Source organism: Candidatus Bathyarchaeia archaeon (genome assembly GCA_041447175.1).
Lineage (GTDB): Archaea > Thermoproteota > Bathyarchaeia > Bathyarchaeales > Bathycorpusculaceae > JADGNF01.
The window spans coordinates 422,092-435,628 of sequence record CP166960.1 but is presented as its reverse complement, the minus strand read 5'-3'; the positions used below and the strand labels follow the sequence as shown (position 1 = coordinate 435,628).

The following is a 13,537-nucleotide window of genomic DNA, read 5'->3' as shown; positions in this document are numbered from 1 at the left end:
CAGATTTTGGATTCAGAGCTTGTTTTCATAATTGATATAGGCAGTTTTCAGTCAAAGAAGCCTCTGGGAAGAGGCGATGAACTGTCAAAGCGTCAAACCTGAAATTCAAGCGCTTGCTCTGTTAGGGGTAGCTCTCGTGTTGACGCTGATTTTCGCGTCTCCTTTGGTCGGCGCCCAAACCACGCAGGTCATCGCAACAGAGCAAACCGAGTACACGCAGTTTGTCCACACTTACCTTAACAGCATCACCAAAGGCAACTATACCTGCGTGGGCAAACCCGTGTTCCCCATCTTCTTCAACGAAACCCAAATCCCCATGGGCACCCGCTGGAGCATCACCGAACCCCTCGTCGCAGGACATAACTACCATGTCTACATTTACGGTGACTGGGTTCACAACGGCTCCACCCCCAAAACCGACTACGACATCTACGTCTACGACCCCCGCGGCATCTTGGAAAGCGAGCACACTGAAGCCGCAGGACTCCCCGAACATCTGGGTACACGCGTCAACGACACCTTCTTCACCCCCAAAACCACGGGCAACTACACCTTTGTGGTGGAGAACGATGCCCGCCAAAGCAACAGCACCCAAGCCGCTACCTTCATGGCAATTGAAAACTTGATGCAACCAGTGGACCACCGCAACCCTTGAAGGCAAACGCCCCAACGGAGACTCCGCAGTGGATACCGCATGGGCATACGAGTTTGTCACCGACGCATCCAACATTCAAATCACCATAAACGTCCCCAACACGCTGGACATGTATGAGGCAAGGCTCTACAAGATGAGCAACCCCGACTCGCTAATCATCAACGATTCGCCTCTGCCATGGGAACCCGGTTTATAGGACAACCGCTCAGGAACGGTCGGCGGATTTAACCTCAACAGCGACGGTTACCGCGGCGTCGCCCACGCTAGTTGCGAATTTAAAGTTAAAGGTCAAGACATGCAGTTAACTTACAACACCACCGACGCTTCTTTAGAGAAAACGCTCTACCAACTGGTACTCATCGTTGAGGTGGGCTATGGCAGAGTTGACCTGCTTATAAAAACCCAATTCGGGGAAGCAACCCTGATGCCCTCCAACGCCACCAAGCTAATTAACAAGGTTGCCCCCCAAAACCAGACTACCCTCACTTACACCACCAACGGTACCGCCTTAACCTCCGCCACCCTACAGTACACGTTGGATCAATGGATCAATGGGCAACTGCAACGGAAGAGCCCATGCAATTCAGCAACCAAACCTGCACAGCCACAATCCCCAAGCAACCAGCGGGAAGCCAAATCAAATACCGCATATGCGCCACGGACACATTGCTCAACAATCTAACCATTCAAGGCGACTTCACCGTAAAGAAACCCACCACCATCAACATAACCGTACCAACCCAAATCAGCATAGGCGAAAACCACCGAAGATGTGTGCGGTTGTTGTTGTATTGTTGCAATCACACATGCTTAAGAAGCTGCTTGAGAGCGTATTATTTGACCGCTTCTTTTGGGTTGAAGTTTTTAAACAGATGAATTGTCTGCTCCTGTCAGGGAGGGATATTGCAGTGGCGAGTGCAGAAGAAAAAAAATTCCGCACCGAATTCAACGACCAATGGAAAAACCTCTGGCGCAACCTGATAGGGGACAAGGTGCACGGTGAAAAAATAGCTGACAGAGACTACAACCTACTCTTCATCGAAAAAGGCACAGTAGTAGGCGACCCCGGAAAAAATAAGCCTCTTCGATACCGAGAAATCCTAAAACAGCACAAACACGCCGGCACCAAATATCCACCGCCACAACCTGAAACTGGCGGCTGGGGAAAATTCAGCCAAACGATGATTAAACCGCAGAAAAAAACGCAACCAAAAAAAGTGCAGCCCACAGAACGTAAGCCGCCTAAACGGTTCAAAAAAAGCGGACGAGGGTGGCTGCACCTTCAAACTTAACCTCTGCGGCTACAAGTTTTTGTTAACTAAATCTGGATAGGGGACACCATGCCTGTCAACCTTGCGGGCGCTCATAAGTACGAGGTTTTATCAAATGAAAATTCCTTTAGCGAAACCAGTTTTTGATGAGGAAATGAAGAACGCCGCGGTAGATGCTTTACAGAACGAGAAATTCGTTTTGGGCGAGAGTGTTTACAAGTTTGAAGAAGAATTTGCCCACTACTGCGGCGTAAAACGTGCCGTCTCAACCAGTTCAGGAACGTTTGCCCTACAGCTTGCCCTGCAAGCGTTGGGTGTAACCTGCAAAGACAAAGTTGTGACGACGCCTTTCTCGTTTATCGCCACCGCAAACTCCATTTACTGCGCAGGGGCAAAACCAGTTTTCGCCGACATACACCCGGCAACCTACAACGTAGACCCCGCAAAAATGAAGCAGGAACTCACTGAGGAGGTTAAAGCACTAATGCCGGTCCACCTCTACGGCTACCCTGCCGATTTAAACTCAGTTTCCGAACTGACTGAAGACGGAAAACGTGTTGTGGTGGAAGATTGCTGCCAAGCACATGGCGCCAAATACCAAGGCAAACGCGTCGGAAGCATCGGCTCTGTAGGATGCTTCTCTTTCTATTCCGCAAAAAACATGACCGTGGGCGGGGACGGCGGCATGGCAGTAACCGATAATGAAGAGGTTGCCAACCGCATTGCTAAGCTACGAGACTGCGGACGCATCTCACACTACGAGCATGACTTAATTGGCGTGACTGCACGGCTTAACACGGCTAATGCCGCGGTAGGTCGAGTTCAACTACGAAGACTTGAAGAATGGAATAAAAAACGTCAGGCAGCAGCAAACAGGTACAATGAACTGCTTAGCGATTTATCTGAAATCGAATTGCCTCCAAGCGAAAACGCCCAGACCGTTCCAGTTTATCATCTTTATGCAATCAGACTGAAAAAAAGAGATGAATTAAAGGCGCACCTCGAAGGCAGGGGCATTCAATGTGGCATCCACTACCCCATACCGATTCATCTGCAACCAATCTACAGGCAGCTTTACGGCTATAAGGAGGGCGATTTCCCCATCTGCGAACAGATCTGCAAGGAAGTCCTCAGCCTGCCGATGTACCCTGACCTTAAACCATCAGATATTGAACAAGTGTCCCAAAGTATTCATGAATTTTTTGCACGCAAAAAGTAACTTTGGTCTTTTAAAGGGAGATGAAAAAATGGAAAAAATGAATGTTGCCGTGATAGGCGTAGGTTATTGGGGCAAAAAAATTGCCTCAGAGTACGCTTTAATGCATGAAACTGACCCCCACGTCAACCTTTTGGGAGTCTGCGACGTTTTTGACAACAACTTGGCGTTCTGTCAAGAAAAATTTGGTGTCCCTTTTCTGGCAAAAACTCCTGACGAAATTTTTGAAAACCCAGACATAGACGCGGTTCACATATGCACGCCCAGCGTAACTCACTACACAATCTGCAAAGAAGCGCTCAACCACGGCAAACACGTAACAGTAGAAAAACCCATGACCCTAAATTCCTTGGAAGCCATTAAACTTGTGGATTTGGCGCATGAAAAAAAATTGGTACTTTCTGTAGGCCACATTTTTAGGTTTGATGCATCCATCGAGAAAGCGAAAACGTTGGTGGAAAGCAACTGGTTTGGTGACATGTACTGGATCAAGTTAACTTGGACCGCACTTATGCCTTTGATGACGGGCAGAGACATAATCACAGACTTAGCGCCTCACCCTTTTGACATACTAAACTTCCTAACCAACGATTGGCCAAGCAAAGTAACCTGTGTGGCAAAAGCCCACCGAACAGGGCAAAAAGAAGAAACAGCCTACATCACAAGCGAATTCAAAAGCAACCTGATGGCTCACATCGAAGTGAGCTGGCTGCATCCAGTTAAAGTGAGAGAAGTGCAGATTATGGGTTCAGACAGGTTTGCAAAAATTGACTGCATAAACCAAAAGATTACGGGTTACGAAAACAACAGTTTCTTTGACATACCCGTTGTGCCAAGCAACACAATGAACTCGGAGTTAGCTCATTTTGTCCGTTGCATTAGGGAAGGACGCGCATCCAGCGACACATTTTTGAACAAAAACAATGGCATCGTCGGAGCCAACGTGGTAAGGCTTTTGGAGCTTACCCGTAAAGCCATGGAAAACGGCAAAACGGAGCAAGTGGAGTAGTAGATGCAGAACCCGCAGAGTGAGCCCAGATTCGCGGTGGTGAATGGGGCTAAAATTGGGGAGGGCACCCGCGTTTTTGATTTGGTTAACTTGTTTAAGTGTACAGTGGGTAAGAATAGCAAAATCGATTCATATGTTTACGTTGAGGAAGGCGTGGTTATAGGTGACAACTGCAAAATCAGACCCTTCGTTTTCATACCCACAGGCGTCACAATTGAAGACGACGTGTTCATCGGACCAAACGTTACCTTCACGAACGATAAGTACCCCAAGGCACAAGGAGAATGGAAACTATTACCGACAGTTATTAAAAAGGGTGCATCCATCGGGGCAAACAGTGTAATCGTGCCAGGTATCACTGTGGGGAAGAGGGCGCTAGTGGGAGCGGGTTCGGTTGTAACAAGAGATGTGCCCGAGGGGGTGGTTGTTGCTGGAAATCCAGCGCGTATTATTGGAAGAATATAAGTTGACGTGGAGGGATGCTGCTATGTGCAGGATGATTGCCATAATTCCGTCCTGCAATAACACGCGTCAACTGGTGCAGGTTTTAGCTAACTTCAAAAAAAAATTTGTTGACGAAATTTGCATCGTTATTGACCGAGCAACACAACCAGAAATCAACCAAGTTGAAAGAGCAGCTTCAAAAACTCCTGTTCCCGTCTGCATAATACGGCGACAGAAAAGAAGAGGCGTAGGCTCCGCAATTCGTGAAGGCATCAAATACGCTATCCAGAATAACTATGATGTAGCAGTCATAATGGCTGGAAACGGCAAAGACCAACCCAACGAAATTGCTAGGCTTTTAGCGCCGATTTTAAAGGAAAAGTACGACTATGTTCAGGGGTCAAGGTTTCTTAATGGGGGAAAACGCGTAAAAAATCCTTTGTTAAGAGGCATGTTCAGCCGCCTGTACCCCATTGTTTGGAGTTTACTAACTAAATCCCGATGCACCGACGTTACAAACGGGTTTAGAGCCTACAAGCTAAGCCTATTCCAAGATCAGCAAATTGACATAAGCCAAAGCTGGCTGGATGGCTACGAGCTTGAATATTACATTCATTATAAGGCGCTGACTTTGGGGTATAAAACTAAAGAAGTGCCTGTGTCAAAGATTTATCCATTCAGACACAAAGGGGGGTACTCAAATATTTCGCCTCTTCATGACTGGTGGCAAATAGTTGGACCCCTTATATACCTTAAAGCGGGCGTAAGAAAATAGAACAGCTTAGCCCACGTTTCTCTTTATTTTGCGGTGATCAAGTGAAAATTGCAATTCTGGCGCCACCCTCTGATACACCCATCATTCGAGAGTTACTCTCACCGTGGAATGTGTCATTGGTGGAACCAGAAAACGCTGAGGTCGCCATCAACTATAAAGAAAAAATAAGCGACAAAAAACCCTCCGTAATTATTCCATCGGAGTCCACCCACTTTGAAAAATGGACAAAAAACGCGCATATTGACTTTGTGAACAAACCAGGACAACTCGCTTTTGTATCCGCAACTCCCCTCACTGCGTTGTCAATTACCCCCAAAACGCGGTACTGCTACAACATGCCAAACAACACCGCCTTTGACGACAACACCTCCATAGACATCGCACCTGAAGAAGACCAAGTTGTCTTAAAGTTTGATGTTGTCAACGAATTCAATTCCCTAATAGAGGGAACTTTAAATCCGAAACAATCAAAACTTCACCAACTTTTCACACGACTTCCACTCCCTTACGGGCTGGCACCAAAAGGCATCCGCAATTTATTTCTAAAAGCCGACAAAGGAGTCCAAAACCTGTCATTCTGCGACAAACTCCCAATTGATGCTCTCAGATTCGCCTTAGTAAGGGCAATTGAGGAAGCTTCAGGTAAAGTTTTAGAGAAGAAACCTGTCTTCTCCAACAACTATATTTGTATTCTGACGCATGACGTTGAAACAGCTAACGGGTTACAGCAAGCTCGAATTTTAAAGAAAGTGGAGGAAAAATATGACGTCCGCTCAGCGTGGTATGTGCCTTCAAACCGATACAAACTTAATGGCGACGCATTGCGAGCACTTGCTAACCATGGAGAAGTAGGTTCACACGACACCAAACACGACGGCAAGCTGGCACATTTATCTAAAGAAAAACTTGTCCAAAGAGTCTCCGATTCCAAAAAGACGCTAGGAAAAATCACTCAACACCCAATCGAAGGCTTTCGCGCCCCAATTCTACAACATAACCCAACCATCATTCAGGCTTTAATTGAGGCGGGCTACAAGTATGACACTTCAATTCCGTCATGGGAACCAAAGCATCCCTACACGATGCGACCTCACGGCGTTGGAACTGTTTACCCTTTAACCTTAAACGGCTTAACTGAGATTCCCTTAACTCTGCCGCAGGACCATCAAATGCTGCATGTTTTAGAGTTAAAACCCGCAGAAGTGCTCAGGTCATGGGCGGTTATGGCAAGCGTAATTCGAGATTTAGGAGGCGTCTGCATGTTTCTTGTACACCCGGACTACGAGTTCGGCGACGGAAAAACCGAGTACTACGAAGAGTTGGTGAGCGCAGTTGCAGATGACCCGAAAGCAACTGTCACTGTCCCCTCAAGAACATGCAGCCTCATAAACGAGTAACCTACCCACAACCATAAACCCGTAAAGCCGTGAACTGATGAATATTTTGGTCATACCCACCAATGACTGGACAAGAGCTGCAGGCGCAGGACACATAAACTACATAGCCGAAGAACTCGCCCAAAGAGGACACAAAGTTTACGCGTGGAACTTTGACCTTTACCGAAACCAACCGCCCAAACGGGAACCCAAAAACGTGAAACTTGTTAGTTCAAAAGCTCTTCCGCTACGGGACCCCGCCGTTTTCTTCACGTTAAACGCGCTGGTGCAAAGCCCCGCAGTTTTTGCAGCCATAAGGCGCCTTAGAATTGATGTAGTCATCAACGAGAACGTCCTGTGCGGGTTGGTTGCATTTCTTGCGGCTGGAAGGACAACTTTGAAGGTGTTTGATTTTTCGGATTATTTCCCGGAGTCAGCTTCAGTTTACTATACGGGTTCTTCGGATGTGGCAAAAAAACTCGTTGAAGGCGTCACCTTGGCTGTAACTAAACTTAACATCAAGGCTTCAGACATGTGTTTAGCTGTTTGTCAGTCGCTCATTCAAGCAGCAGCAAAAATAGACAGGGCTAAACCTTGCTATCTTCTCACTAACGGCGTCAACACTAACATCCCACAAGATGACAGCCCCCAAAATGCACCAGAAGATAAAACGTTGGTGGTTATGGGCGTAATTGACGACTGGCTGGACTTTGAAACCCCCCTGCAAGCACTTAGCATTCTTGCTGATAAGTTTCCCACACTCAACTTGGTCATTATTGGTCCGTGGCAGAAACAGACGTTTCGGGACCAGTTTGAGGCCCGCGTTCAAGCTCTGAATCTGGCTTCAAAAGTCAAAGTCACTGGTTACATCTCTGCTCAGCAACTGAAAAGGCAGCTGCAAGAAGCCTGTTGCTGCATAATGCCCTACCGGCTGGACCGCTTTTTCTCGGTTATCCGTCTGCCTGAAAAATTTTTCGTTTACTCCGCATACGGTAAACCGGTGCTGTCCACGCCGCTCCCTGAAGTCGCGGCTCTTGGGTGTGAACACGTGTTCCTGTACAGGAACGCAACGGAGTTTGTAACAAAATTGACAAACATACTAAGCCAAAAAACAATGCGTGCCACATTAGAAGCAAAAGCCAGAGAGTTCGCCAAAGACCATGATTTTAGTGTTTTGGCGGCGCAGTTGGAGGGCTTGCTGGTTGGCGGTTTGGCGGAGCTTCGGGTAACATCTTCCTGACAGACAACAGAGCAGCAAAGAAACAGCCTGCTGGTTGTTGTTGTGTCTTCACAGTCACAAAAAATTATATGTGACATAAACAGAAAATGGAAATTAATATTAACAATTTTTGAAGGAAGTTGAATGATTTGAAAGTTGGATTAGTTGGTGCTGGCCACATTGCTGAAGAGTCGCATCTGCCAGTTTACCAAAAAAACACAAACGTCGAATTAACCGCAATCTGCGACCAGCGCTTGCCTGCCGCAACCAAACTCGCCGGCAAGTTTGGAGCACAAAAAGTATACCAAGACCAAACTTCGATGTTGTCTAAGGAAAAACTTGATGTTGTCGACATCTGCACGCCTCCTGCAACGCATAAAGACTTAGCGGTGGAAGCCATGAATGCTGGATGCCACGTCATCTGCGAGAAACCCATGGCTATGAGTATAGCAGATACTGAAGAGATGATTGAAGCCTCAAAACGTAACAACGTAAGGCTCTGCATCGTTCATCAGAACCTCTGTAATGCAGCCGTTTTAAAAGCTAAAGAAATCGTGGATTCAGGCGCCATAGGCGACGTACTTAGTGTCAACGTTCACACGTTTGAAATGAGAAACAGTGACGCGATGCGTGACAAAGACCACTGGAGTCATCGCCTTCCCGGAGGCATTTTCTTTGAAATCATTCCTCACCCAGTGTATCTGCTTCTGTCTTTTCTGAAAGGTGGCGAGGTTCGAGATGTTTTAAGCAAAAAAATTGGTGACGCCGCCTGGGTTCCCAAAGACGAACTGAAGGTACTTTTTGAAAACGGCAGGGCAGTCGGCGAAGTTTCGGTAACCTGCAATTCGTTTATGCATGGGGACACATTCGAAATCGTGGGGACAAAAACAGCCCTTTCCGGCGACCTTTGGGGTCGAACAGTGATCGTTTACAAGCCCCACGGCTTAGACGCAAAATCTGTAGGCATGAGCAACATTGCCTTATCAAGACAGCTTTTCTCTGTCGTCGGTAGCACAGCATCCACACTTGTAAAAGCAATCCGAGACCCCATCACAGTTAGTGCACACTACACGTTCATATCAAAGTTCATTGAAGGCATCCAAAACAACAGTGAGCTCCCAACCAGCGGTGAAGACGGCAGAGACACCGTAAAAGCAGTTCACACCATCTGCAGTCAAATATAACCACCCGCAAGGCAGCCTCCAGTTTTTGGTTCCAAAGTGTTTTGTTGTTAGTTGGGTTTGATTAAATGAAGGTGTTGTTTTTTTGTTGGGCTGAAGAAATGAAGGTGGAACTAGCGCACTGGACAAACTTCTTTGAAGAGTACAACCATAGTTTTGTTATAACTCCACTAATCAAGAAAGAAGACAAGCCCAACTTTGAAGAAACCATAACTAAACTAAATCAAGTCACCCAGAACACCTTCTTTGACCCTATTTACATTAACAGCCAAAATGCCAGTTTTCGAAACTTACTCAACCCAAGAACTCTTGTAAGAGATTTTTTCTCCATCTTTAATGCTCTAAACCGCAGCAAACCAGACGTGGTAATCTGCTACTACGTCACGCACGCGTACCCCTTGGCTCTGATGCGTAGAATGCTTAACTACCGTCTCTGCGTGGTCGCCATGGGCAGCGACGTGAACTTCGAAAACAGCCCCGCTCAAAAAATAGCAAAAGAGTTTGTTTACCAAAACTGCCACAGAATCTTTGCCGTCTCTTGGAAGCTAAAACGGAAAATTGAAAGCCAGCACGGCGTTTCGGTTACTCTCGCACCGTCTTCAACGGACACCTCCTTTTTCAGACCTTTAAACTCAAAAAGTGAGCTACGTAAAAAATGGAACATAGACGCCGACAAAAACGTCATCTTGGCGGTGTGCCGACTTGACAAAAACAAGGCGGTAGACATCTTGATTAACGCCCTAAAGACTATTGGTTCAAAAGACACCATGCTACTGGTTGCAGGCGCAGGACCTGAACGCAAAGCGTTGGAAGCTCTTGCGGCACGGCTGGGTTTTCAGGATTCGGTCTTATTCTTGGGTTATAGAAACAGACCTGAACTTTTAGAGCTTTACAACCTTGCCGACATCTTTACGTTATCAAGCTATGTTGAAGGCTTGCCGCGTGTACTCATAGAATCCATGTCCTGCGGCTGCATTCCAGTCGCGACCGATGTAGGAGGTGTTAGTTCCGTGATAACAAATGGCGTTAACGGCTTTCTGGTGCCACCTGGAAGCTCGGAGGCATTTAGCAACCAAATCCGCTCAATCTTGGTCCTCCCCGAAGAAAAAAAGCAACAAATCCGGAGCCTTTCTCGGCAAGTTGTCGTTGAAAAGTTTGACAGCAAAAAAGTGTTACACGACATGGTCAAATCGATAGGGTTAGCAGAAACGGTTCGGTAGAAAAAAATGAGCGGTTAAACAGACTCCTACGATGAAACTCATTTTGAAGGTGTAAGTTTTTGGATAATTTTCTGAAATCGGCTTTAATCATTCAGGCACTGGCTATAGTCACAATATTTTTTGACATTCCAATTGCTCGGCTTGTGTTTGGATTCATTTATGTTTCTTTTTTGCCTGGACTGCTGATTGTTAGGATTCTCAAACTCAACCTGAAAAGCATGGTTGAAACTCTTGTACTCGCTGTAGGGTTAAGCATTGCTTTCTCCATGTTTTTAGGGTTAGCACTAAATGAATTACTACCGCTAATGGGATTTTCCCAGCCACTATCGTTGATGCCTTTGTTAGTGGTTCTGGGCGCAGTTTTGTTGCTTATCACCTTTATTGCACGGGACAGCCCGGGCTTTAAGTACACTTTCACGTTGCCAAATTTCTGGCAGTTATCCCTGTTTGGCATGCTAGCCGCGATTCTTGCCCTTTCAATTTATGGGGCAGCCTACCACAACAGTTTAGCCTTGCTTCTAATGGCAACATTGATAGTCGTAGTGGCAGGGGTTGCGCTTTCTTTTAGAAAATCCTTGCCTTCCATCGTTCTTCCAGCAATCCTAGTAATTGTAGCGGTTTCCCTCATTTTTCAAAGAGAGTTCATCACCCAAAATTTGTTGGGATTTGACACTTTCGGCGAATTTTACGTGTTCAACTCGGCAAATACACATTCGTTGTGGAACCCGTTTCTGTCTTTAACTCAGTCTGAGTTAAGCGATTACAATTCTATGCTCAGCGTAACAATCCTGCCCACAATGTACTCAAAACTGCTAAACCTCAACGGGGAATGGATTTTCAAAATTCTATATTTTTTGTTGTACGCTTTTGTGCCTTTGACTATGTATCAAATGTACAAACAAAACTTTGGGATAGCCACGGGATTTTTGGGTGCCTTCTACTTCATGATTTTCCCGCGGTTTTTCGGCGAAGAAAGACGACAAATAGTCGGCGAACTGTTTTTAGTCTTGATAATTTTCACCATTCTAACATACAGTTTAAGCTCAAAGAAAAAGGAGCTCTTAATTGGCATCTTCGGCGCAGCATTGGTGGTTTCTCATTACTCAACGTTTTACGTGTTCATGTTCTGCGCGGTGGTTGCTTGGGTAGCTATCTTTCTGTTGGAAAAATTTAAGTTGACTAAACCGCTTGAAATCAAAAAAGCGTTAACCGCAAGAGTTTTGCTGCTGCTTTTTGCCTTCGGAGCTTTCTGGTACACCTTTGTTTCCACCTCGCTATACCAAACTTTCATCACGTTCATCACTAATCTTTCAACAACGTTTTCATCAGGATTTTCAGACATCGCGTCAAGAGGCGGCACAGTTTCTGAATTTATTGCCCCAAGCTTTAGCACCATGACCTTAACCTACGCCACAGACTACTTCATAAGCAAAATACCCTATTTACTCATAGGCATCGGCTTCATTCTGCTGGTTCTTAACTACAAGAAGTTGAACATCCAACTGGAATATGTTCTGATGGCGTTTGCAGCTCTTTCAATTCTTGTGTTGACTTTTGTGGTTCCCTCGTTAGCGGAGTCCTTTGTTGAATTCAGGTTCTTTCACTTGGCACTGATCCTTTTAGCTCCGCTTTGCTTTTACGGAGGAATAACTGCCCTATCATGGATTTCAAAGCACTTCATGAACCCAGCAAAAGCCCGTTCGAGTGCAATTGCAGTTCTTTGCATCCTGTTTGCGCTAATTTTCTTAGTTAAAGTGGGCTACTTCTACGAGGTCACTGACGACCTTAGCCCTGGTGCATCCATCTCGTTTAGCTACAACCAAATGACTTCAAGCACTGACCCTATCGTGTTACAAACGTTATATGGCGCTTATGTTCCCGACTGTGACGTTTACAGTGCGAACTGGTTAGCGACTTGCGTGACAAACAAAACCAGCCTCTACGCAGATGTTGATGCGCGACAGCATGTTTTACGAGGCTACGCACTGACAGTGGTTGACATGAATAACATTTTGTGCAATGACACCAACGTGCCGCCAGATGCATATGTGTACTTGCGGACCATGAACATTCAAGGTTACCTTGTTGACCCCTACGAGGGTCTTGTGAACATGACTTACGTGTCAAGTGAACTGCAAGACAAGAACAGAATTTACTCAAATGGAAACAGCGAAATTTACTTCAGTCCGTGACAGGAAAGCCTCGCAAAATGCATGTACAGACATGTGGTTTAAGATGGGTGTCAAAGTAACGATAGGCTTATGCATTAAACATTCAGGAACACGAGTTGAAACAGCCCTTCAAAGCATATCACAGCAAAATTACTCCCACCAAGACCTAAGCTTAGTAATTGTTGATGAAGACGAACCCAACGGAATCCCAGAAAACATAAACCGATTCGCAAAAGAAACCGACATAAAAACCGCCATAATCCAAGTTCAAAATAGGGGACTGGGGGCGTCACGGCAAATAGCAATCGAAAACGCAGAAGGCAACTACATTGTCTGGGTTGACGACGACTTCGTTTTAAAGGAAGACTTTGTAAGCAAACACGTTGAATTCATGGAGCAAAACCCCAAAATAGCCGCAGCCATAGCAAAAGAAACCCCCATCAAAACCACGTTCCTCTCACTCTTTGAATACTACTTGGTTTATCTGGGCAATTTACATCCGGAAGTAACTCCGTTGGGCGGATTTGAAATTTTCCGGCTAAAAGCAGTAAAGCAAGTCGGCGGATTTGACCCTGAAATCAAAGGCGCATCTGAAGACCAAGACCTGGTTATCAGGCTAAAAAAAGCGGGATGGACGGTTTCAGCCAATCCCTCCGCGAAGTACTACCGAAAATTCCGCCCTGAAACGTGGAAAGCAGTTTGGTGTAAAAACCTCTGGTACGGCTATGGACGCCACTTCGTTTACCATAAACATAAAGACCAAACAGCTCGTTGGGAGCTTTTCTTTCCGCTGGGTTTTTGGACAGGCCTAAAAAGCGCCCTCGCATTATACAAGGTGCTTCCTGAAAAGACGGTTTTTCTTTTGGCGCCCTTTTGCTTCTTCATGAACGCCGCAGGGTTTGTTGGCTTTTTCCGCGCGGACTTGGAGGGGTATGGACACAAACAAAAAACTAACAAAACAGCACGCTCAATGCCTCTTGCGTTTTAAAGGTGATTGCAG

Annotated in this window: 14 protein-coding genes; all 14 read left to right on the top strand. The window is 46.0% G+C overall.

What is annotated here, in order from left to right:
• Positions 1-76: 76 nt before the first annotated feature.
• The 14 genes from ACBZ72_02230 to ACBZ72_02165 all read left to right on the top strand — a co-directional run bounded on the left by ACBZ72_02230 (position 77) and on the right by ACBZ72_02165 (position 13,525).
• Positions 77-655 (top strand): hypothetical protein, encoded by a 579-nt coding sequence (locus tag ACBZ72_02230; protein ID XES77706.1) that lies wholly within the window; start codon positions 77-79, stop codon positions 653-655.
• A gap of 28 nt (positions 656-683) precedes the next feature.
• Positions 684-851, top strand: a complete 168-nt coding sequence (locus ACBZ72_02225) for a hypothetical protein (GenBank protein XES77705.1) — start codon at positions 684-686, stop codon at positions 849-851.
• 99 nt (positions 852-950) lie between these two features.
• Entirely contained in the window at positions 951-1,337 is a 387-nt protein-coding gene (locus ACBZ72_02220) for a hypothetical protein (protein ID XES77704.1), read from the top strand.
• Positions 1,338-1,563: 226 nt separating this feature from the next.
• Complete coding sequence (locus ACBZ72_02215; protein XES77703.1) at positions 1,564-1,947, top strand: hypothetical protein; 384 nt, start codon at positions 1,564-1,566, stop codon at positions 1,945-1,947.
• A 94-nt stretch (positions 1,948-2,041) separates the two neighbouring features.
• Complete coding sequence (locus ACBZ72_02210) at positions 2,042-3,145, top strand: DegT/DnrJ/EryC1/StrS family aminotransferase (protein XES77702.1); 1,104 nt, start codon at positions 2,042-2,044, stop codon at positions 3,143-3,145.
• A gap of 28 nt (positions 3,146-3,173) precedes the next feature.
• Positions 3,174-4,151 (top strand): Gfo/Idh/MocA family protein, encoded by a 978-nt coding sequence (locus tag ACBZ72_02205; GenBank protein ID XES77701.1) that lies wholly within the window; start codon positions 3,174-3,176, stop codon positions 4,149-4,151.
• A gap of 3 nt (positions 4,152-4,154) precedes the next feature.
• On the top strand, positions 4,155-4,616 hold the full coding sequence (locus tag ACBZ72_02200; GenBank protein ID XES77700.1) for an acyltransferase: 462 nt from the start codon (positions 4,155-4,157) through the stop codon (positions 4,614-4,616).
• Between the two features lie 22 nt (positions 4,617-4,638).
• Positions 4,639-5,370: a glycosyltransferase family 2 protein gene (locus ACBZ72_02195; GenBank protein XES77699.1), complete on the top strand. Its 732-nt coding sequence runs from the start codon at positions 4,639-4,641 to the stop codon at positions 5,368-5,370.
• Between the two features lie 41 nt (positions 5,371-5,411).
• Entirely contained in the window at positions 5,412-6,767 is a 1,356-nt protein-coding gene (locus tag ACBZ72_02190; GenBank protein XES77698.1) for a polysaccharide deacetylase family protein, read from the top strand.
• Positions 6,768-6,804: 37 nt separating this feature from the next.
• Positions 6,805-7,986, top strand: a complete 1,182-nt coding sequence (locus tag ACBZ72_02185; GenBank protein XES77697.1) for a glycosyltransferase — start codon at positions 6,805-6,807, stop codon at positions 7,984-7,986.
• Between the two features lie 128 nt (positions 7,987-8,114).
• On the top strand, positions 8,115-9,149 hold the full coding sequence (locus tag ACBZ72_02180) for a Gfo/Idh/MocA family protein (protein XES77696.1): 1,035 nt from the start codon (positions 8,115-8,117) through the stop codon (positions 9,147-9,149).
• A 98-nt stretch (positions 9,150-9,247) separates the two neighbouring features.
• Positions 9,248-10,366 carry a glycosyltransferase gene (locus tag ACBZ72_02175; protein XES77695.1) on the top strand — a complete coding sequence of 373 codons (1,119 nt, stop codon included), beginning with the start codon at positions 9,248-9,250 and terminating at the stop codon, positions 10,364-10,366.
• Positions 10,367-10,425: 59 nt separating this feature from the next.
• The gene (locus ACBZ72_02170) at positions 10,426-12,558 is read left to right on the top strand and encodes a DUF2206 domain-containing protein (GenBank protein XES77694.1); all 2,133 of its coding nucleotides are present in this window, start codon (positions 10,426-10,428) and stop codon (positions 12,556-12,558) included.
• A 43-nt stretch (positions 12,559-12,601) separates the two neighbouring features.
• Positions 12,602-13,525: a glycosyltransferase family 2 protein gene (locus ACBZ72_02165; protein ID XES77693.1), complete on the top strand. Its 924-nt coding sequence runs from the start codon at positions 12,602-12,604 to the stop codon at positions 13,523-13,525.
• The last annotated feature ends 12 nt before the right edge of the window (positions 13,526-13,537 follow it).